Origin of the sequence: Microcoleus sp. Pol14D4, assembly GCF_036701245.1 — a bacterium.
In the GTDB taxonomy this organism is placed as follows: Bacteria; Cyanobacteriota; Cyanobacteriia; order Cyanobacteriales; family Microcoleaceae; genus Microcoleus.
In genome coordinates, this window is record NZ_JAUBQM010000041.1 from 35,927 (window position 1) to 57,266 (window position 21,340).

The following is a 21,340-nucleotide window of genomic DNA, read 5'->3' on the forward strand; positions in this document are numbered from 1 at the left end:
AGGTAATTTCAATATAAAAAAGTTGTCTTTTCGGCGGATGTATTTTAAGATGATTGTTTGAAAAAGTTTAAAAATCAATAATTATAATATAAGCAAACCAGTTTGGTGAGCATTATGCAAATCCTAGCCGCCAGCCTCAAAGCACAAGTCCGCCAGCGTACCTTGGAACTGCAAGTTCTCAACGAACTTACTGCAAAAGTTCAAGCCGCTCTCAGTGTTGAGGAAATTTGGTCTGCGTGTCTAGCACATCTCGATCGCCTCATTCCCACAGAGGCGATCGCCATTTTGACGCTACCGGACGATCGAATATACCTGGAACACTTACAGCCGTTAAGTGCTAGCGCCAAAGCCGAAATAGAAGGGCGCTTGCAAGCTGCTCGCAGTGAATGGCTTGCTGGCAATCGGGACTGGGCGCACAACATCGCTCCGCCACCAATTACTCAGTTTCAGTCTGTCTTGATGGCATCAGCTAACTCGGATGAAACTGAAGAATTGTTGGGAGTATTTTTCATCGGTGCAGAGCAGGAAAATGCTTTTAATTTGGAACATCTTTGTTTGCTCCACACGGCCGCTCAAATTTGTGCGGAACAGTTAATAACTTTAGCACGTAAAACGAGCAGTGTCAAGGATGAAATTAAAAATAATTTTGCTCTGGATTCGGAAAGTCAAGAACTATTATTGCGGGCTGTAATGGACGAGGCCCCGGACGGAGTTTTTGCGAAAGATAGAAACTTGAGATACATTTTTGTAAATAAAAGTTTTGCTGAATATGTGGGGAAAAATGTTGAGGAAATTATCGGCAAAGATGATATTCAATTAGGGTTTTCAGCCGAATTAGTATTTGGCGATCGCAACCGCCAAATTAAGGGCATCCGCGAGGAAGATCGAGCTGTGCTGGCTGGGGAGAGGATTCGCAATCCCTACCAGGCGATCGTCTTTGAAAGTGGCAAACAGCACGTCTTTGATACGCAAAAAGTGCCGCTGTGCGATGCAGAGGGTAATATATTTGGGGTTTTGGGTTTTTCTAGAGAGATTGGTCAATTGCAGGCCACAGATGAAGCAAGGAATCAAAGCCAAGCCAAACTGCAAAAAATTACTGCTAGCGTACCCGGTACGGTATATCAAATTGACTTGCATCCAGACGGCTCGATGGCATTCTCGTTTGTTAGTGCAGGCTGCCGGGAATTGTATGAAATAGAACCAGAGGTGGCTCAGCAGGATTTTAATGTAATTGTTGACATGATTCATCCCGAAGATCGAGATGATTTTCTCAACTCGGTGACGCTTTCTGCTGAAAATTTGCAGCCTTGGCGGTGGGAAGGAAGAATTGTCACTCCGTCAGGAAAACTTAAATGGGTGCAAGGAGCTTCCCAGCCAGAATTCCAAGCATCGGGCGAGATAGTTTACTACGGCTTGTTCACGGATATTAGCGCCCGGAAACAAGCTGAACGGAAGCTGCAACTTTATCAACAAATCTTTTTGAAATCCAACGATGCGATCGCGATCTTAGACCCCCAAGGCTATTACTTAGAAACAAATCAAGCTCACACGGCTTTGCTGGGTTACAGTTCGTCCAAATTGTGGGGAAAAACCCCTGCAAATCAGATGGGAGAACAGGTATTTGCGTCGGTAATGCAAAGCTTGGCAGAAACAGGGAGTTACCGGGGCGAAATGACCTGTATTAAGGCTGTGCAAGAAGGAATAGTTGAGGTGGAGCTTTCGGCCTTTGCGGTTCTAAATGATGATGGGGATGTAGTTTGTTACGTAAGCGTCAAAAGAGACATCACCGAACGCAAGCGAGCTGAGGAAAAACTAAAACTTTACCGAGAAATATTTTTAAACTCCAACGATGCGATCGTCATTATCGATGCTGACGGGTTTTTCCTCGAACAAAATCTTGCTCACCAAACGCTTCTAGAATACACAGACGCGGAATTAGAAGCAGAAGCTTCGCCACTGGTTGCGGGGGAGTGTTTTTCGGCAATTGCCCAAAGTTTAGCGAAAACAGGAAGTTTTCGGGGCGAAATTACTAACTGCACTAAAAAAGGCCAGACGCTGGCGATCGACGTTGCGGCATACTCTGTGATTAACAACGCCAATGATGTAATTTGTCACGTTTGCGTCAAGCGCGACATTACCGAACGCAAAAAAGGAGAAGAAGAACGGCAAAAATTTGTGTCGCTGATTGAAAACAGCAGCGATTTTATCGGTATGGCTACCCTGAAAGGCAAAACACTGTTTGTCAACGAAGCCGGACGAAAACTGGTGGGTGTAGAGAATCTTTCGGCAGTGCTTTATACGGAGATATGGGATTATATTGGGCCCTATTTTCAACATAAATTCGGTCAAGAAATTTTACCAACAATTATCAGTCACGGCCAGTGGCAAGGCGAAGGTCAAATGCAGCACTTGGGCAACGGACAACCAATTGATGTTGTGATGAATGCTTTTCTGGTCAAGCACCCTCAAACCACCGAACCCCTGTGCTTTGCTGCGGTAATTCGCGATGTCACCGAACGCAAGAAAGCTGAGAGAATGCTGCGGGAACAAGCAGAACAAGAACGCTTGGTTTCGGCGATCGCCCAGCGAGTCCGCCAGTCTCTCAACCTCACTCAAACTCTGAGCACTGCTGTACACGAAGTGCGACAGTTGCTGGCAACTGACCGCACGGTAATTTATCGTTTTGAGTCCGAGGAAACAGCGCTGGTTGTTGTGGAATCAGTAGGGGATGATTGGATGCCCCTGCTGGGCAGAAAAGTTCAAAGAACATCCTTTGGGGAAAGTTATGTATGGCTGTACAGTGCAGAAACAATTCAAGCAATGGCCGATATTTATACGGCAAATTTGAGCGAGGAACACCGAGATTTACTTGCTAGTTTGCAGGTAAGGGCTAATTTAGTTGTACCAATTTTTATAGGCGATGAAAGTCAGGGGTTGGCAGCAGAATATTCGCCGGAAACTCGAATTGAACCGCCGGGAAGGAGTTTGGAAACGAGTCAAAATCGGTTGTGGGGGTTGCTGATTGCCCATCAGTGCAGTGCTCCGCGTGTTTGGACTGATTCTGAGATGGATTTGCTGGGAAGGTTGAGCGTGCAGTTGGCGATCGCCATTCAGCAATCTACTCTTTTTGAACAAGCGCAGCAGGCCCGAGAAGCAGCCCTGGAAGCGTCTCGAATGAAGTCGCTATTTTTAGCAAATATGAGTCACGAAATCCGTACTCCGATGAATGGAGTGATGGGGATGACGGATTTGCTGCTGAAAACGAATCTTACTCCCGAACAGCTTGACTTTGTACAGACGCTGAAACTCAGCGGTCAAAATTTACTCTCGATCATTAACGATATTCTAGACCTCTCCAAACTGGAAGCTGGAGAAATGCGCTTAGAAATACTAGAATTTAACCTGAGTATCTGTATGAATGAAGTGCTGGATTTGTTGGCAACTCCCGCACAAGAAAAAGATATAGAAGTGGTGGCACTGATTGACAGCGACGTGCCGCTGCAAATTAAAGGCGATGCAGCACGGTTGCGGCAAATACTCACTAATTTGATCAACAATGCTATTAAGTTTACAGAAGCAGGAGAAGTGGTAATAGAGGTTGCTAATGCTAGTAATCCTGGGTTATTGGCAGACAGCGATACTCAGAAAATTTTAGAGAATATCGAACCGTTAAAAATAGAAAATAATGAGTCGATGCTCCTGCTGTTTAAAGTGACAGATACAGGAATTGGGATTGCTCCAGAAAACAAAAAAAAGCTGTTTCAATCTTTTACTCAAGTTGATGCCTCTACAACAAGAAAATATGGTGGCACAGGTTTGGGGCTGGCTATTTCTAAGGAGTTGGTGGAGTTAATGGGTGGGCAAATCGGTGTGGAAAGTACCCCTGGCAAAGGCTCGACTTTTTGGTTTACTGTGCCGACAGTTAATGAAAATTTAACTGCTGTCGGGACAGCGTGCGAAGTGAATTTTGAAACGGTGCTGGCCGGGCGAAAAATGTTAGTTGCCAGCGACAAGCCGACAGTGCGAAAAGTGCTAGTGAGAATGGCTGTTTTGTGGGGAATGGAGGTTGAGGAGGTTGAGAACGGTTGGATGACGATCGCATCTCTGTACAAAGCTGTCAGCGTTAATTCCCCTTACGATATCGTTTTGGTTGATATTCAGTTGCCGGAAATGGTGGCGGGAAGTCTCGAACGCTTGAGGATTTCTGAGCCGGCAATGCAGCAGACAAAGTGGGTGGTGCTGACTTCAATGACTCAGCTTGGAGAGGCGAAACGCTTGGTAGATAGCGGTTTTAGTGGCTATTTAACTAAACCTGTGAAAGCTCACCGACTATTTGATTGCTTGGCGAACGCGATCGCCCCGATGACGCTGATTGATGAGCCGCGAGCAAATCCAACGTCCAATCGAGCTTCAGCTATTGACAACCGGGACTTAGCAAGTTTAAAGATTTTGTTAGTTGAAGATACTCCAATCAATCAAAAAGTTGGTCTCAATCAACTCAGAGTTTTGGGATGCGCGGCGGATGTGGCCAATAATGGTGCAGAGGCACTATCTATGGTTGCTCTGAAAAAGTATGACATTGTGTTGATGGACTGTCAGATGCCGATTTTGGACGGTTACGAAGCAACGCTGCAATTGCGCCGCCTAGAAGCAGCAGATGTTGCTGCTGGAAAAATGCAGCCGCATCAAAAGACGGTGGTGATTGCAATGACTGCGAATGCTTTGAAGGGCGATCGCGAAAAGTGTCTGGCCGCGGGCATGGACGATTATATTAGCAAACCTATTGCGATTGAAAAGTTAAAATCGGTACTAGAAAATTGGTCCGCCAAGCTAAAAATTGAAACTCCCAAGTTTAAGGGCGAGGAACTTCAAAATTCTGAGCCAGATATCGAATCGGTAGTCGATATGGCACGTCTGCACGAAATTTCGGGCGCTGATTTAGAGTTTGAGCGGGAAATATTGCAAACTTTTGTCGTGGATACTGCTAGTTATTTAGAAGCTGCTAAGGAGGCGATCGCTTCGGGAGATATGGAGACACTGGCCCGCCACGCTCATCAAATTAAAGGTGTCAGCGCTACGGCGGCGGTGCGGTTAATGCCCGATATGGCAGATCGGCTTCAAAGTCGCGCCGAATCAAATGATTTGGAGGGGGCTACAAAAATCATCGCTGAATTAAAAATAATTCTGGCGGGGGTTGAAAAGTTGGTGGCTCGTGATTAATCAATTTTGTTTTGAACCGGGCTCTCCAGCCGGATCCCCGACAGCTCTTGGCAGCCCCCGCGAGCGAGCGCGTGTAAAGATTTTTAATTTTTTATCAAGATATTTATCTCAATGTGAAGGAATTGGGAACTCTTATAACATCTTGTGTGTTGTAACTTATGACACTACTGTATTAAGTTATTGTGGTCAAATATAAAATAATCATTAAGCCGATAGCTTTGAGGCTACTTTTCGTCTATCGGCTTGAGACACCAAGACTAGCTTTTCGCTAGGCCCGCCCATTAAGTGCGTATTTACGCTCAACGAGGTTTTATGACTCCAGTCATGTTACGCCAACTCTGGTCATTAATTGAGACCACCCAAGCTACTTTGTTAGTCAATTTGGATGATGCGACCTTGGTACAGTGGCTGCTAAAGCAGTTAAAGACGAACTCTGCGCTTAATGGCAAAGAAGCAGATGTGTTGGACGAATACATCCAGTCTCGGCTTTCCCTAATCCGCGATTTAGCTGAGCAGCGGCTAGCACCAGAGCTACTGTGAGCCAATTCAATCAAAATCGTATAAATGTTCCAGGGAAGGGCGATGAGCCCTCGCGCTGGGCAGAAATAGCAGAAAAGAAACCGGGTTTCAAGGATAAATCTTAGGTTTGACGACCAGACCTCCAGCCGGAAACCGGGTTTCCAACTCTGGGCTGCCAGTTTGCTCAAAAAAACAGGCGGGTAGTCGGTGCAGTGGCCGCAGTGCAGCAGCGGATGCAGAATGGCTAATTTGAAGCCGGAGGCTGTTGTAGTTCGCAGATCGTCGCCACAGTTCTCGACAGCTACAAGGTAGGATTGTCAGGAAAGCGTTCTACTAAAATCTATGCGTAAATGGGGATTTCTGCTACTAGCAAGCGTGTTATTTGTGGCACCGTTGGCATCTTGTAGGGATCGATCGGCACAAACCGGACAAACAACAGCAACAACTGCTGCAGGTGGTAACTCGCAACAAGGTTCCAGCCGGATAGATACAATTGTCAGCCGCGGCAAACTGATTTGTGGCGTCAGCGGCGAACTGCCGGGTTTTAGCTTTGTAGACGAAAAGGGCAAATACTCCGGACTGGATGTCGATGTGTGCAGGGCGGTAGCGGCGGCAATATTTGACGACCCCGAAAAAGTCGAGTACCGAAAACTCAACGCTAAAGATAGATTTACAGTTTTGCAGGCGGGAGAAATCGACATTCTCAGTCGCAATACCACCTACACGGCGAGTCGGGACAGCACTACCGGACTGGAATTTGCCCCGGTGATTTTTTATGACTCTCAAAGCATCATGGTCAAAAAAGACAGCGGCATCAAAAGTTTAAAAGATTTTGCGGGCAAATCTATCTGCGTGCAGACAGGTACGAGCACCGAACAAAATTTGTCCGACCAAATGCGAAAATTAGGAGTTAAATACACTCCTGTGGTGTTTGAAGATGTGAATGCTGTCTTTGCTACCTATCAAGAAGGTCGCTGTCAAGGTGTTACTGCCGATCGATCGCAGCTAGTCTCGAAGCGCACAACTCTGCCGAATTCCGAAAATAATGTTGTTTTGCCGATCGTGATGTCAAAAGAACCCTTAGCCCCAGCGGTGAAAAGCGGCGATCCTAAATGGGCTGACGCGGTGAGATGGATCGTTTTTGCTGCGATTGAAGCTGAAGATTTGGGAATTAATTCGGGAAATGTAGACCAACTTGTTGCAAGCACTACTGACCCGAACGTCAAACGTTTGCTAGGAACAGAAGGAGATTTAGGTAAAGGTTTGGGACTCCCGAACGACTACGCAGTCCGCGTTGTGAAGAAAGTCGGGAATTACGGGGAAATGTACGATCGCAACCTCGGCCCCAAAAGTACACTCAAGTTAGAACGGGGTCAAAACAGACTCTGGAAAGATGGCGGTTTGCTTTACTCGCCGCCGTTCCGTTAATTTTAGTTAACTGTTGACGGTTAACTGTTGACTGTTGACTGTTAACTGTTAACTGTTAACTGTCACGCACCAAAGCTATGTAGGGTGCGTGACTTTAAAAATCCCGATCGCCAATCGAGTAACTATCAAGTCATATCAAATCCGGTTGCATCGTCCTGTATTCATCTCTGTATTCTCTCCCTCTGCGTTCTCTGCGCCCTCTGCGGTTAAATCATTCCGATGCAACCGGAAACGATATCACGCACCAAAGCTCAATCTAGCTTGGATTTGCCAGCAGATTTATCAAATATAATTTAAGTTATGAACCCAGAACCTCAATCGGGCAAATCGCAGAAATTGCCCAAATTTAAAGATATATCAAAACTGCTGCGGGACGATCGCTTCTGGAAAATAGCCGGACAGGCGATCGCCCTAATTTTAGTAATAGTTGTGATTGCCATTCTCTGGGATAATCTCAGTGCCAATTACTCGCAACTGGGGATTGCATTTGGATTTGATTTTCTCAATTCCCAAGCATCTTTTGATATCGGTGAAAGTGTAATCCCCTACAGTCCCGCCAACAGTTACAGGCAAGCTTATTTTGTCGGTTTAATCAACTCGCTGCGGGTGATGGGTATCGGCATTATTTTCGCAACAGTTGCGGGTTTGACTGTAGGAATCGCGCGCCTTTCCGACAATTGGCTGCTGCGGAATTTGGCTGGTTTGTACGTAGAAATTTTGCGAAATACGCCGTTATTGCTGCAATTATTTTTCTGGTATTTTGCAGTTTTCATTTCTCTGCCAAAAGTCGAAGACAATCAGCAGATGAGGGGGCCTATTTACTTGACAAATCGCGGCATTGCTGTACCAACGCCGGTGGCTTTGCCGGGTTTTGAGATTTGGTTGATTTTGGTAACAGTCGGAGTTTTGGCGGCGGCGGGGCTGTGGATGTGGCGGGCGCGGGTGATGTTGGAAGAAGCTAAGCCGGGAAGACAGTTGTTTTGGGCTCTAGGTGCGATCGGGCTGAGTGCAATCTTAGCTTTTATTATCACTAAAAATCTGCCTTTTCGGCTAGATTTCCCCCGCCTGACACCAGAATTGCAACTCGAAGGAGGATTAAAATTAACTCCAGAATTTGCCGCCTTGGTGACAGGACTCAGCCTGTATACTGGCAGTTACATTGCAGAAATTGTCCGGGCCGGAATTCAGTCAGTATCGAAAGGCCAGTGGGAAGCGGGAAAGTCTTTAGGGCTCAAGTCGGGAACAATGATGCGGATGGTAATTTTGCCGCAAGCTTTGCGGGTGATTGTGCCGCCTTTAACCAGTCAGTATCTGAATTTAGCTAAGAATTCGAGTTTAGCGGTTGCGGTTGCTTATCCCGACGTTTATTTTGTTGTGGGGTCTCCGACGTTGAATCAGACCGGTAGGGCGATCGAAGCAATGTTAATTATCATGGTAACATACCTAACAATTAGTTTGATAGTTTCTCTGTTCATGAATTGGTACAATAAAACCGTACAAATCAAGGAAAGATAAATAGTTTAAATTTAATATATTTTAAGGGTGATAAAAGGAGAGCGCGTTAAATGGCATACAGTGACTTTAGCTTAGACCGAGTAACTAAAACTTTTGATTTAACGATTTCCGATAAGATTGATATGTTCGCTAATGTATCAGAATTAGAGTCGAGTACCTTACTTGCAGAAATTCTCAAAGATAATGTACCGTTAGCCTTGAGCAGCAACACAGAAAAAGCTCGCTCTGAAATGATTATCGCACCGATTTTGATCGATCTTAGAAAACAGTTAAACTTGGAAATTAGTTTATTTTCGGGGATAGACTTTACAGTAGATGTTGAAAAAGGATTAAATGGAAGTTGCGATTTTCTGATAAGCCATTCCCCAGAATTACTAATTGTTAGAGCGCCAATAATTATCATTGTAGAAGCCAAAAAGGAAAATCTCAATGGCGGATTGGGACAGTGCGTAGCAGAAATGTTGGCTGCTAGAATATTTAATGAACGTGAAGGCAACGAAATTCCTGCGATTTATGGGACTGTTACTACAGGTACTGTTTGGAAATTCCTGAAGTTGCAAGAACAAATTATTGAAATTGATTTAGGTGAATATTATTTGAGAGATGTGAATAAAATTTTAGGAATCTTAGCGAACAGTATTAGAAATTAATAACAACTCACAATCTATGGAAACCATACCGATATTACCGCCCCCAGCCACCGAATCGCCCACTCCTTGGAATTGGGCGCGCAAAAACCTATTTAGTACCTGGTACAACAGCATTCTGACAGTAGTTTGCCTAATTATCGCCTTCCAAACTATTAGAGGAATTATCGTTTGGGCAACAACAAAAGCTCAGTGGCACGTGTTAGAAGCCAACTTGCCGCTATTTTTCGCCGGCAGATTTCCCCGCGAATCCTACTGGCGGCTGTGGATAGTAACGGCCATAATAGCCTTGTTGGGAGGATTAACTTGGGGAAATATTCAGCGGCAAGAACGTCTTTGGAATCCGCCTTTACTAATTATACTAGGTGCTGCGGTTGTGGGTGCGGTCATTTCGCCGATCGACCTAACCTCTCGCCTCTACCTCTTAGGAATTATTATCGCAGCCGCCGCCAGCTATGCCATCGGCAGGCAAATTCACCCAAAAATCATGGGCTGGATGCCTGCAATTTGGGTTCTTTCCTTCCCAATAGTTTTGTGGTTAATTAAAGGCGGGTTAGGTTTGACAGAAGTGTCAACAAATGATTGGGGCGGTTTAGTACTGACGCTGTTTTTAGCAGTTATTAGTATTGTGCTTTCCTTTCCTTTAGGGGTATTGCTAGCACTCGGCAGACAAAGTTCTTTGCCAGTTGTAAGACTGTTATCAACCTTATACATTGAAATTATTCGCGGTTTACCATTAATTGGCATTTTGTTTTTAGGTCAAGTGATGCTGCAATTATTTCTGCCGCCCGAATATCCGAAATTGGATAGAGTGATTAGAGCCATTGCTGGATTAACGTTATTTAGTGCGGCATACTTGGCAGAAAACGTGCGCGGTGGCTTGCAGGCCGTGCCCAGGGGACAAATAGAAGCAGCTAGGTCTATCGGACTCAATACACCCCTGCTTACAATTCTCATTGTACTGCCTCAAGCACTGCGAATAGTCATTCCGGCGATCGGCGGTCAATTCATCGGATTATTCATGGATACATCCCTGCTATCTCTATTCGGAATGTTAGAATTAATCGGAATATCCCGCGCAGTTTTAGCAAATCCATCCTATATTGGCAGGTACGCCGAAGTTTACATATTCGTAGGCATCATTTATTGGATATTTTGCTACTCAATGTCCCTAGCCAGCCGCAAAATAGAGCGAACATTAGGAGTAGGCCAGCGCTAAAAACTCATCAACTTTCATCTGCGTTCATCTGCGGTTAAAAAATAAAAAAAATATTATGGAAACTCAACTAACAGCCCCAGAACAAGTAATCGTAGCAGAAAACGTCCACAAATGGTACGGACAATTTCACGTACTGCGAGGTGTCAGCATGACCGTAAACCGAGGTGAAGTCGTTGTCGTGATGGGGCCTTCGGGTTCGGGAAAATCGACGTTTATTCGCACATTCAACGCCTTAGAAGAATACCAGCAAGGTAAAATTACGATCGACGGAATAGAACTTTCCCACGACTTACGCAACATTGAGACAATTCGCCGCGAAGTAGGAATGGTGTTTCAGCAATTTAACCTGTTTCCCCACTTATCAGTTTTGCAAAACGTCATGCTAGCGCCGGTGTGGGTGCGCCGCTGGTCGAAGAAAAAAGCTGAAGAAGTGGCGATGCAACTGTTAGAAAGAGTGGGAATTTTGGAACAAGCAAAAAAATATCCCGGACAGTTGTCTGGGGGACAGCAGCAGCGCGTCGCTATTGCACGTTCTCTAGCAATGCAGCCTAAAATCATGCTGTTTGATGAACCGACATCAGCATTAGACCCGGAAATGGTGCGGGAAGTTTTAGATGTAATGCGAAATTTGGCTCAAACAGGAATTACAATGGTAGTGGTGACTCACGAAGTCGGGTTTGCGCGCGAAGTTGCCGATCGCATTGTATTGATGGATGGCGGTGTTTTAGTGGAAGAAGCCCAACCAGAAGAGTTTTTTCAGAACCCGAAGGAAGAACGCACCCGCAAGTTTTTATCTCAGATATTGTAACTGATTTTGCAGTTTAATCGGTGGGTTGGGCGACGGTCGCAGCAGTCAAAATCGACCTAATTAAGGTAAAATAAAAGAGTGTACAATCAGTCTCTATTTTGCTGAGATAGCTTGCAATGCCATCCACAAAAACTCTGCCGTTAGTTAAAGACTCGGAACGCCTAGAAAGTCGCCTCAAAGAAATTCCGGCGGTTCCTGGTGTATATTTAATGCGCGATGAGAGCGATCGCATCCTTTACATCGGTAAATCCAAAAAACTCCGAAACCGCGTCCGTTCCTACTTCCGCGAAAGCCAAAATCTCAGTCCCCGCATCGCGATGATGGTGCAGCAAGTGCGCGAAATTGAATTCATCGCCACCGACACCGAAGCAGAAGCTTTAGCCTTAGAAGCAAACCTCGTAAAACAGCACCAACCTTACTTTAATGTCCTCCTCAAAGATGATAAAAAATATCCTTATTTGTGCATAACTTGGTCAGAAGAATACCCGCGCATTTTTATCACCCGCAAACGCCGCGCAGGTAGTGCAAAAGACCGCTATTACGGCCCTTACGTCGATACAGGGGCGCTGCGGAGTACGCTACATTTAATTAAGCGAATTTTCCCGCTGCGGCAGCGCCCTCAACCGCTGTTTAAAGACCGTCCCTGTTTGAACTACGACATCGGCCGCTGCGTTGGCGTTTGTCAAGGGTTAACTTCGCCGGAAGAATATCGAAAAATCATCCAAAAAGTAGCGATGATTTTCCAGGGAAGGACTGAGGAATTGCTCGATATTTTGCAGCCCCAAATGGAAGAGGCAGCAGAAGATTTAAACTTTGAAACGGCGGCGCGAATTCGCGACCAAATTAAGGGTTTGCAGTCTTTGAGTGCGGGTCAAAAAGTGTCTTTGCCCGACGATACGGTTTCCAGGGATGCGATCGCACTTGCGGCCGACACCCAGCACGCTTGCGTTCAATTGTTCCAAATTCGGGCCGGTCAATTGGTCGGAAGATTGGGATTTATGGCGGAAATACCCTCCCAACCCCCCCTTGCAAAGGGGGATCAAGAGTTATCTCAACTTTCTATTTCCTCCCCCTCTTGGCAAGGGGGGGAACGAGGGGGGGTAGAGGCCGGAGCGATTTTGCAGCGGGTGTTGGAAGAACACTATCAAAATGTCGAATCTGTAGAAATTCCCAGCGAAATTTCAGTGCAGTACGAATTGCCAGAAGCGGAAATATTGGCAGATTGGTTGAGCAACCGTAAGGGACGAAAAGTTACGATTTTGACGCCGCAACGGCAAACTAAGGCTGAGTTGATTGAGATGGTGGAACGCAATGCTGAGTATGAATTGGCGAGAATGCAAAGATTGAGCGATCGCAATTCTCAAGCAATGCAAGATTTAGCCGAAATTCTGGATTTGCCAGAAGTTCCTCGCCGCATTGAAGGTTACGATATTTCTCACATTCAAGGTTCTGACGCCGTAGCTTCCCGCGTCGTATTTATTGACGGTTTGCCGGCCAATCAACACTACCGCCATTACAAAATTAAAAATCCTGAAATTAAATCGGGTCATTCTGATGATTTTGCTAGTTTAGCAGAAGTTATCGGTCGCAGATTCCGGGGATTGAAGGAAGAAGAAAGAGGGAAGATGGAAGATGGGTTTAGCGATTTAGAAGAACCGAAAGAACTCAGCAATTTATCTTCAGATTCTCCTGCTATTTCCGACAAACCAGACTTAATCATGATAGATGGCGGCAAAGGCCAACTGTCAGCCGTTGTGGCAGTTTTGCGGGAGATGAATTTGCTAGAAGAGTTGCGCGTTGTCAGTTTGGCCAAGCAGCGAGAGGAGATATTTTTGCCGGGGGAATCTTTGCCGCTGCCAACTAATTCTGAGCAACCGGGCGTACAATTATTGCGCCGGGTGCGGGATGAGGCGCACAGATTTGCTGTGAGTTTTCACCGCGATCGAAGAAGCGAGAGAATGAAGCGATCGCGCCTTGATGAAATTCCCGGATTGGGACACCACCGACAAAAACAATTGTTGGCACATTTTCGGTCGATCGACTATCTCCGTTTAGCGACTCCCGAACAGTTGGCAGAAGTTTCTGGGATTGGCCCGCGTCTGGCGCAGCAAATTTACGATTATTTCCACCCGTAAAGTCTTACGCAGCATAGGAGACGGGGAGTTTTGGGGCGAGGGGGCGATCGGCGCGCAAGTCCCGATTCAGCCAGTGTGAGGAAGCTCTTCAAAATTTTTGAACAGATCTCTTGCAATTCCCAGAGGCTTGTGGTATGTTTAGTTTCTGTGCGCGGGCATAGTTTAGTGGTAAAACTTTAGCCTTCCAAGCTAACTATGCGGGTTCGATTCCCGCTGCCCGCTTGCGTCCATAAGAACCTCAAACCTACGATAAATCAACGGTTTGAGGTTTTTTATTGCTGATTTTTGCGGTTTGTCAGGGGTCTAGTTGACTAGAAATTGGATACAAATTGGATACAATTTGACTACGGAACGACCAAACTGAGTATCAAGTGAATATCCAATGACTACCCGATTGCCATTTTTGGAGACAATTTGGAGACAAATGAATACAAATTGAATACAAAGCATAACTGTATTCAGTTTGAGCCGTTTAGCTTGGCAAGTATTTCTCAAAACGCCTCCACCTCTCAGCTTGCGGTGAGCTGGGTACAAGAATAATTAGTTAACATAGAGTGCCCTGGTTTGGCAAGATTGCCGATCGAACTCAGCTTGAGTTATGACTGATTCGGAGTCGCATCAGTCACAAGGAGAGCCCGTGAAATATTTTTCAGTAGTAATGTATTTGCTGCGGGAACGGCAACAATTTCTTGAAGAAATTCGCCAAGGTGTAAAGCTCAAATCTAAAATTTTCGGTTTGTTGATTTCTAGTACCGTATTTTTTGCCATTTACGGAGCGATATTAGGTGCATCTAGTACGTGGATGCAATGTCTGGTTTCAGCAATTAAGTTGCCAGCACTTTACTTGCTGACGCTGATTATCTGCTTTCCCACACTTTACTTTTTTAATGTGATGTTTGGTTCAAAACGAACTTTTGAGCAGTATTTGACATTGTTGATGACAGCGATGGCGATGATTAGCGTTTTGCTGTTTGGATTTGCACCTGTTAGTTTGTTTTTCCTCATAAGCAGTACCAATTACAATTTTTATCTGTTGCTGAATGTTGCTATCATGGCAATCACAGGATTTTTGGGAGTAAGTTTCATTTATCAAGGAATGCACTTTCTTTCAGAACAAGATGCGGAAGGCAAAGACATCAGGCTAAATATTTTGCGCTTTTGGTTGGGACTTTATGCGTTTGTTGGGACTCAGTTGGGATGGACGCTGAGACCGTTTTTGGGGTCGCCGGGAATGGCTTTTCAACTGTTCCGAGACCGAGAAAGCAATTTTTATATGAGTCTGTGGCAATCAATTATGTCTTTGGGAGGATCGTAATTAATCCCAATTAAAGGAGATTTTGAAGAGTGATAGAAGCGGATTTGGAACAGTTAAAAATTTCTGAGAAGGAGTTGGAGGATTTGAGTGGAATAGCTTTGAGCGACGGTTTTGCAGCGGATTTTTACCGACCTGCTGCGCTCCGGGACGGCAAAAAGCTGTTTTCTCTTTTGGTGAATGAGTTGCTGATATTTTGCGTGACATTAGTTGTTTCGCTGCCTGTTGCTTTACTGGCTAATAAACATAATGTTGGTTTATTTAGCGATTCAGAGATATTTGTCCGGGTTTTACAAATAACTTTGGGTTTGTCGCTGGCGATTACTGTTGCTTGGAATGTCTATAAATGGGTTAAGGCAAAGCCTCTGGCAACGCTGGCGGGTCTGCTGGATGAAGTTGAGAAGTATCATGAGGTAATTCAGGCTTTAGATATTATCGATCGCCTAACGGATGCTGGCAATTTACAAGCCAATTTAATTAACCGAGGAGATGCAATTGAAGCATTAAAAATTACTAGAGAAAGTTTAGTCTGTGCTTTGAAAACAGAAAGAATTCTCAGGGATAATCAGCAATTTATCGGTCGCCGTTACGAGCTATTTGCTAATATTGAAAGTAATTTAGCTGCTTTGATGGCGCTGGATGTGAGCGATCGGGCGACTGAATACGGGCGGTTGCTAAATGAGGCTTTGGAAATTGGGATGAGCGTACACAAAGAGGTAAGAAAGTTGCAAAATGGACGTTAGATTTGTTGCAGCGTTCCTGGTTTGTTGTAAAAGTAGTAACTGAGATCTTGCACCATGCTCAAGAACGGGCAGGATGGCTGTTCCACAAAAATTAAATTTTCTTGTGGGGTGGGTATCCTGCCCGCCCCTGAAAGGCTTATTGAAAATGGTGCAATATAGAAGTTACTACAACTTTTTTACCACCGTAAATTTTAATCATCAAAAATATCCAACTGTTCGCCCTCCGACTGTTTTTTGCCATCTTTTTTAACACCTTTCCGCAGCCCGATCGCAATTTTGCTGTGTTTCTCAATCTGCTTCATCACCTGTCTCGCCCTGTCAATCACCGACGGCGGTAAACCAGCCAATCTGCCCGCTTCAATTCCGTAAGATTTGTCAGCGCCTCCCGGCTGAACTTGGTGCAAAAATACGATTTGATCCGGCAATTCTTTGACTGTCACCTGATAATTGGCGACATTATCCAAAATAGAAGCTAACTCATTTAACTCGTGATAGTGAGTGGCAAAAATTGTCCGCGCCCGAATCTCAGTTGCTAAATATTCGGCCACAGACCAAGCAATAGAAAGGCCGTCAAACGTCGCCGTTCCCCTGCCAATTTCATCTAACAAAACTAATGATTGCGGCGTGGCGTGATTGAGAATATTTGCAGTTTCGTTCATTTCCACCATAAACGTAGATTGACCCGTTGCCAAATCGTCTACTGCGCCGACGCGGGTAAAAATACGATCGCAAATTCCCAAACTCGCAGCTTTCGCAGGCACATAACTGCCCATCTGCGCCATTAACTGGATCAAACCCACCTGCCGCAAGTAGCAGCTTTTCCCGCTAGCATTCGGGCCGGTTAAAATAATTAAATCTGGGCGGTTTAGCGATTCTTCCCGACCCAAAAAAGCAGAATTAGGTACAAAAAATCCGGGCGGCAAAGACTTTTCCACCACCGGGTGACAACCTTCAATAATTTTAATTTCCCTACTTTCTGTCATAGTCGGGCGGCAGTAATTCTGGTAAACTGCTACTTCTGCTAAACCGCACAAAACATCGGCCGCCGCCACGGCGCGGGAAACGTTGCGAATAATTTCGGCGTGTTCTCCTACCTCCGATCGCACTTGAGCAAAAATATCGTATTCCAATTGATTTAAATCTTCCCGCGCTGTCAGAATTCGCACTTCCCTTTCTTTTAATTCTTCAGTGCTGTAGCGTTCTTCATTGGTGAGAGTTTGCTTGCGGGTGTAGTCCTTCGGCACTTGGTCTACTTTTGATTTGGTAATGCTGATGTAATAGCCGAAAGCTTTATTGTAGCCTACTTTTAGATTAGAAATTCCCGTGCGCTTTCTCTCGGTTGCTTCTAAATTTGCAATCCATTCTTGGTCGGCTGATGCAGTGTGGCGCATTTCATCTAGCATGGGATTGATTCCCGCTCGAATCAAGCCTCCTTCTTTTAAATGAATCGGCGGTTCGTCAACTAAATGATCGTGAATTTTAGTTGCTAATTCTTCTAAAATTGGCGGTACATTTTGCAGCGCTTTCAAATATGGCGATCGTCCTTGGGCTGCGATCGAGGCTAATTGCGGCAGTTTTCCCAGAGAATCAGCTAAAGCGACCAAATCCCGCGCGCTAGCTGTTCCAGAACCCGCGCGGCCTGTCAGTCTTTCGATGTCGTAAATTTGGCGAAGCAACTGCTGAAAATCTTGGCGCAAGCCGTTATTTTCTACTAATTCTTGAATCGTGTCAAGTCGGGCGCAAATGCCTTTAATGTTGAGCAAAGGTTGCAGCACCCAGCGGCGCAAAGCGCGGCCTCCCATTGCGGTGCTGGTTTTGTCTATAGCCCACAGCAGCGAACCGTGAAAAACCCCATCTCTCACCGTTTGAGTAATTTCGAGATTGCGGCGGGTTTGGTAGTCGAGTATGAGAAAATCCGTGAGAGTGTAAGTATGCAATCTTTGCAAAGAAACTGCTTTTTCCTTTTGAGTTTCTTCGAGATATTGCAACAAACCCCCGGCGGCGCGCACTGCGAGGGGCAAATGGCCGCATCCCATACCTTCAAGCGATCGCACTTTGAATTTTTGCAGGATTCTCTGTTTTGCTTCGGGCAAAGTAAACGGAATTTGCGATCGCAAAGAATAGCAAAACGAATTCGGCAAACAATCGGGTAAATGCTCGGATTTCTCTCCGGGTCTCAACATAGTCACCAAATCCGGCGCATTAGTCGGTACCAAGACTTCCGAAGGCTGCAAGCGCAGCAATTCTAGGGTTAATTGTTCTAAAGTGTCGGCTTGGGTAGTGACGAATTCTCCCGTAGAAATATCTGTATAAGCCAATCCCCAATGTTCCCCCGCTATCACAATTGCGGCTAAAAAATTATTTTGCCTGGGTTTGAGCATTCCGTCATCAGTCAAGGTTCCCGGAGTGAGAATGCGGGTAATTTCTCGCTTGACTTGGCGGCCTTCTTTCGCAGCAATTGAGGCATCTTCTACTTGGTCGCAAACTACCACAGCATAGCCTTTTTCTACTAACATTGAAGTGTAGCGGTCGAGGGCGTGGTGCGGCACTCCTGTCATCGGCACTCTGCCAATTTCCTTGCCGCTTTCTTTGCTAGTACAAACAAGTTCTAATTCCTGCGAAATAGTAACTGCATCTTGGAAAAAACACTCAAAGAAATCTCCGACTCGAAACAATAAAAGTGCGTGGGGATACTGTTCTTTCACTTCCACATACCGCTGCATCATCGGCGTCAGCTTGGTGAATTCTAGTAGGCGGTGGTTGGCATTGCGGATGTTGGGTTGAGTGGGGTCTGTTGGGGTAGATGCAGTGTAAGGCATAAAAGGCGATCGATAAATTTTAATCTTTAACAACTTTAGCGCAAGCTCGGCTTTTAGCTATAACTAATATACAATATTTGACGATTAATCCTCCTTAAGCAGGGTGCGTGATTCTCCATATTGGGGAACAGTGTTGAGCTATACAAAAGTCACGCACCGTACTTAATAATCGATAAACCTGCTTGTAGTTGAGAATTTTTGGGTCGCTTTTTATCTAATGTGAGCTTAAGCCTCCGCCCTAGTGAGATCAAGTGCGAAATTATTATTTATTGTGAGAGGAGAGCGATCGGCGATCGACAAAAACAATCTCAGCTATGTAGTTGTTAGCTGTTATAGCAGATGTTGGAGGAAGAAAGAAGAAGGGAAAAGGAAGAAGCAAAAAGGCTTTAGTTATCTAGGAGAGAAGGAAGAAGGCTTTAGTTATCTATGAGAGAAGGAAGAAGCAATTTTCGGCAACGGTTTCAGCAATTAAGAACTTGCCAACTGTCGGGCGCGGTTGGTATAACAGTTGGGCGTTAACAGAAGAACGTTAAATCCTCCGCACTTTAGTTGGGGGATAAACTTTACATTTTTGTTATTTAAAACAGCCGGAAGATAGATTTTTAAATTATACCTCGGATAGAGAGATAATATATTTTATATCCTTAAAATTAAACCATCCCGGCAGGTAATTTATCGGCGTAGTAAATTTAAGATTTAGAAGCAAAAATCTGCTAGCTAGTAGTTAACTAGAGGAGAACGAAATAATGAAAGCTCTTTGCTGGCACGGAGCAAATGATGTGCGAGTTGATAACGTACCAGACCCAACAATTATCAACCCGCGCGACGCGATAGTTAAAATCACGTCTACAGCAATCTGCGGCTCAGATTTGCACCTCTACGATGGCTTCATCCCGACAATGCAATCGGGCGACATCATGGGGCACGAATTCATGGGGGAAGTAGTCGAACTCGGCAGCCAAGTCAAGAACTTAAAAAAGGGCGATCGCGTCGTCATTCCTTTTACTATTTCTTGTGGCAGTTGCTTCTTTTGCAACCGCGATTTGTGGTCGCTGTGCGACAACTCCAACCCCAATGCTGGGCTGGCTGAAAAAATGTTCGGTCATTCGCCGGCGGGACTGTTTGGCTACTCGCATTTAACGGGCGGTTATGCAGGCGGACAAGCAGAATACGCGCGGGTTCCGTTTGCAGATGTCGGCCCTTTAAAAATTCCCGACGGACTTTCTGACGAACAAGTATTGTTCCTCACCGATATCTTTCCTACCGGTTACATGGCGGCTGAAAACTGCGACATTCAGCCGGGGGATACTGTAGCTGTTTGGGGATGCGGGCCAGTCGGACAATTTGCGATCAGAAGCGCGTTTATGCTGGGGGCCGATCGAGTAATTGCGATCGACCGCGTACCGGAACGCTTGCAAATGGCTGCCGCGGCGAAAGCTGAAATCATCAACTACGAAGAAATGGACGCCGGGGAAGCCGTCACCGAAATGACGGGGGGACGCGGGCCCGACGCCTGCATCGACGCGGTGGGAATGGAAGCCCACGGCACCGGTCTCGACGCTTTGTACGACAAAGCCAAGCAAGCCGTGCGGTTGGAGAGCGATCGACCTACGGCGCTGCGACAAGCGATCGTCGCGTGTCGCAAGGGCGGCACAGTGTCAATTCCCGGCGTTTACGGCGGCTTCGTTGACAAAGTGCCATTAGGTGCAGCTTTCAACAAAGGTTTGACCCTGAAAATGGGACAGACGCACGTTCACCGCTATTTGCGGCCTTTGCTCGATCGCGTTCAAAAAGGCGAAATTGACCCGTCATTCGTAATTACGCACCGAATGAAATTGGATGAAGCGCCCCACGGCTACGACATTTTCAAAAACAAAAAAGACAACTGCATCAAAGTTGTCCTCAAACCCTAACTCGCATTTACCCTTCACGGAAAAACTATGCTTTTACAAGAAAAAGAATCAGGCGACTTGATAGAAATCCTCGATGTAGATGCTTTAATCAGCCCTACAAAACAAGAAGTTCCGGGAAAAAATCAAGCTGGTCAAGAAGAGCAAGAGAAAGCAACTTTTCCAAAAAGTAATTTAGTCTTTCCTTCCGGTGAAGCTCTGCCGCGCTGCTGGACTGAGGAAAATTATCAAACTCATTGATTCCACTGATTCTCCCCATCCCCTTTAACAAGGGGGGAGGGGAAGCTAGGGGTAGGAACAGGGCACATAGGTGTCAACTTAACCCTAAAAATCGCTGTGAGACTGAAGTCCCTGTCTAAAGGTTCGTAGTGGGGACTTCCGTCTCCGATTGACTAATTAAATAATTGTGGACTAAAGTTTTTACTACAAAATAGTTTTTTGGAATAAGTCTAATAACTAACAACAAATAAGTTATGCAATTGCAAGCAGTAATTCTCGATATAGACGGTACTCTCACGCTCAGCAATGACGCCCACGCTCAAGCTTGGGTAGAGTCATTTGTGGCTTACGGCTACGAGGTGCCGTTCGAGAAAGTTCGCCCGCTAATTGGTATGGGAGGCGACAAAGTTATACCCAAAATGGTATCAGGGCTTTCCGACGAAGCAGGCGACGGGAAAAAGATTGCACAGCGGCGCAAAGAACTGATTATTAACCGCTTTGCTCCCGAACTTTCTCCAACCCCCGGTTCGCGGGATTTGCTGTTAAAAATGCAGCAAGAAGGATTGCGGCTAATTATTGCGACTTCAGCTACCACTGAAGAACTTTCCGGTTTGCTGAAAGCTGCACAAGTTGACGATTTATTGGATCGAGCGACGACATCGAGTGACGCGGAAGCTTCTAAACCGGAACCGGATATTGTGGAAGCTGCTTTGAGCAAATTGCAGATGGAAGCGAGTCAGACTGTGATGTTAGCTGATACTCCTTACGATAAGTAGCTAGACAAAATTAATTACATAGTTTTCTCCAAATTCTTTCAGGATTTTTTCCACAGATGTAACAAAAGTT

14 protein-coding genes and 1 tRNA gene are annotated in these 21,340 nt (G+C 45.5%); 14 read left to right on the forward strand and 1 reads right to left on the reverse strand.

The genetic code is table 11. From position 1 onward, the window contains the following. The first annotated feature begins 114 nt into the window (after positions 1–114). From QUA33_RS16060 to QUA33_RS16110, 11 genes are all read left to right on the forward strand, one after another. Entirely contained in the window at positions 115–5,220 is a 5,106-nt protein-coding gene (locus QUA33_RS16060; protein ID WP_333149443.1) for a PAS domain S-box protein, read from the forward strand. A 312-nt stretch (positions 5,221–5,532) separates the two neighbouring features. Further along, positions 5,533–5,760 carry a hypothetical protein gene (locus QUA33_RS16065; RefSeq protein ID WP_190656515.1) on the forward strand — a complete coding sequence of 76 codons (228 nt, stop codon included), beginning with the start codon at positions 5,533–5,535 and terminating at the stop codon, positions 5,758–5,760. 321 nt (positions 5,761–6,081) lie between these two features. After that, on the forward strand, positions 6,082–7,167 hold the full coding sequence (locus tag QUA33_RS16070; protein ID WP_333149444.1) for an amino acid ABC transporter substrate-binding protein: 1,086 nt from the start codon (positions 6,082–6,084) through the stop codon (positions 7,165–7,167). Between the two features lie 300 nt (positions 7,168–7,467). Further along, entirely contained in the window at positions 7,468–8,682 is a 1,215-nt protein-coding gene (locus tag QUA33_RS16075) for an ABC transporter permease subunit (RefSeq protein ID WP_333149446.1), read from the forward strand. A 50-nt stretch (positions 8,683–8,732) separates the two neighbouring features. Continuing rightward, positions 8,733–9,332 carry a hypothetical protein gene (locus QUA33_RS16080; protein ID WP_333149448.1) on the forward strand — a complete coding sequence of 200 codons (600 nt, stop codon included), beginning with the start codon at positions 8,733–8,735 and terminating at the stop codon, positions 9,330–9,332. 16 nt (positions 9,333–9,348) lie between these two features. Beyond that, entirely contained in the window at positions 9,349–10,548 is a 1,200-nt protein-coding gene (locus tag QUA33_RS16085) for an amino acid ABC transporter permease (protein WP_333098453.1), read from the forward strand. Between the two features lie 55 nt (positions 10,549–10,603). Then, a complete protein-coding gene (locus QUA33_RS16090; RefSeq protein WP_333149450.1) occupies positions 10,604–11,356 on the forward strand; it encodes an amino acid ABC transporter ATP-binding protein in 753 nt (250 codons plus the stop codon). 116 nt (positions 11,357–11,472) lie between these two features. Beyond that, a complete protein-coding gene (gene uvrC / locus QUA33_RS16095; protein ID WP_333149452.1) occupies positions 11,473–13,491 on the forward strand; it encodes an excinuclease ABC subunit UvrC in 2,019 nt (672 codons plus the stop codon). A gap of 151 nt (positions 13,492–13,642) precedes the next feature. Next, positions 13,643–13,713 (forward strand) — tRNA-Gly (locus QUA33_RS16100). Positions 13,714–14,128: 415 nt separating this feature from the next. After that, the gene (locus QUA33_RS16105) at positions 14,129–14,806 is read left to right on the forward strand and encodes an actin-binding WH2 domain-containing protein (protein WP_333149454.1); all 678 of its coding nucleotides are present in this window, start codon (positions 14,129–14,131) and stop codon (positions 14,804–14,806) included. A gap of 29 nt (positions 14,807–14,835) precedes the next feature. Beyond that, positions 14,836–15,546 carry a hypothetical protein gene (locus QUA33_RS16110; protein WP_333149456.1) on the forward strand — a complete coding sequence of 237 codons (711 nt, stop codon included), beginning with the start codon at positions 14,836–14,838 and terminating at the stop codon, positions 15,544–15,546. A gap of 191 nt (positions 15,547–15,737) precedes the next feature. Here the strand turns inward: QUA33_RS16110 and mutS are convergent, their stop codons facing one another. Continuing rightward, positions 15,738–18,365, reverse strand: a complete 2,628-nt coding sequence (gene mutS / locus QUA33_RS16115) for a DNA mismatch repair protein MutS (RefSeq protein ID WP_333149458.1) — start codon at positions 18,363–18,365, stop codon at positions 15,738–15,740. A gap of 746 nt (positions 18,366–19,111) precedes the next feature. Between mutS and QUA33_RS16120 the strand changes: the two genes are divergently transcribed. The 3 genes from QUA33_RS16120 (at position 19,112) to QUA33_RS16130 (ending at position 21,270) form a co-directional block, all read left to right on the forward strand. Next, entirely contained in the window at positions 19,112–20,278 is a 1,167-nt protein-coding gene (locus tag QUA33_RS16120; RefSeq protein ID WP_333149460.1) for a zinc-dependent alcohol dehydrogenase, read from the forward strand. A gap of 27 nt (positions 20,279–20,305) precedes the next feature. Then, positions 20,306–20,515, forward strand: coding sequence for an acetyltransferase (locus QUA33_RS16125; protein ID WP_333094800.1), 210 nt, complete (start codon positions 20,306–20,308; stop codon positions 20,513–20,515). 233 nt (positions 20,516–20,748) lie between these two features. After that, positions 20,749–21,270 carry an HAD family hydrolase gene (locus QUA33_RS16130; RefSeq protein ID WP_333149462.1) on the forward strand — a complete coding sequence of 174 codons (522 nt, stop codon included), beginning with the start codon at positions 20,749–20,751 and terminating at the stop codon, positions 21,268–21,270. The last annotated feature ends 70 nt before the right edge of the window (positions 21,271–21,340 follow it).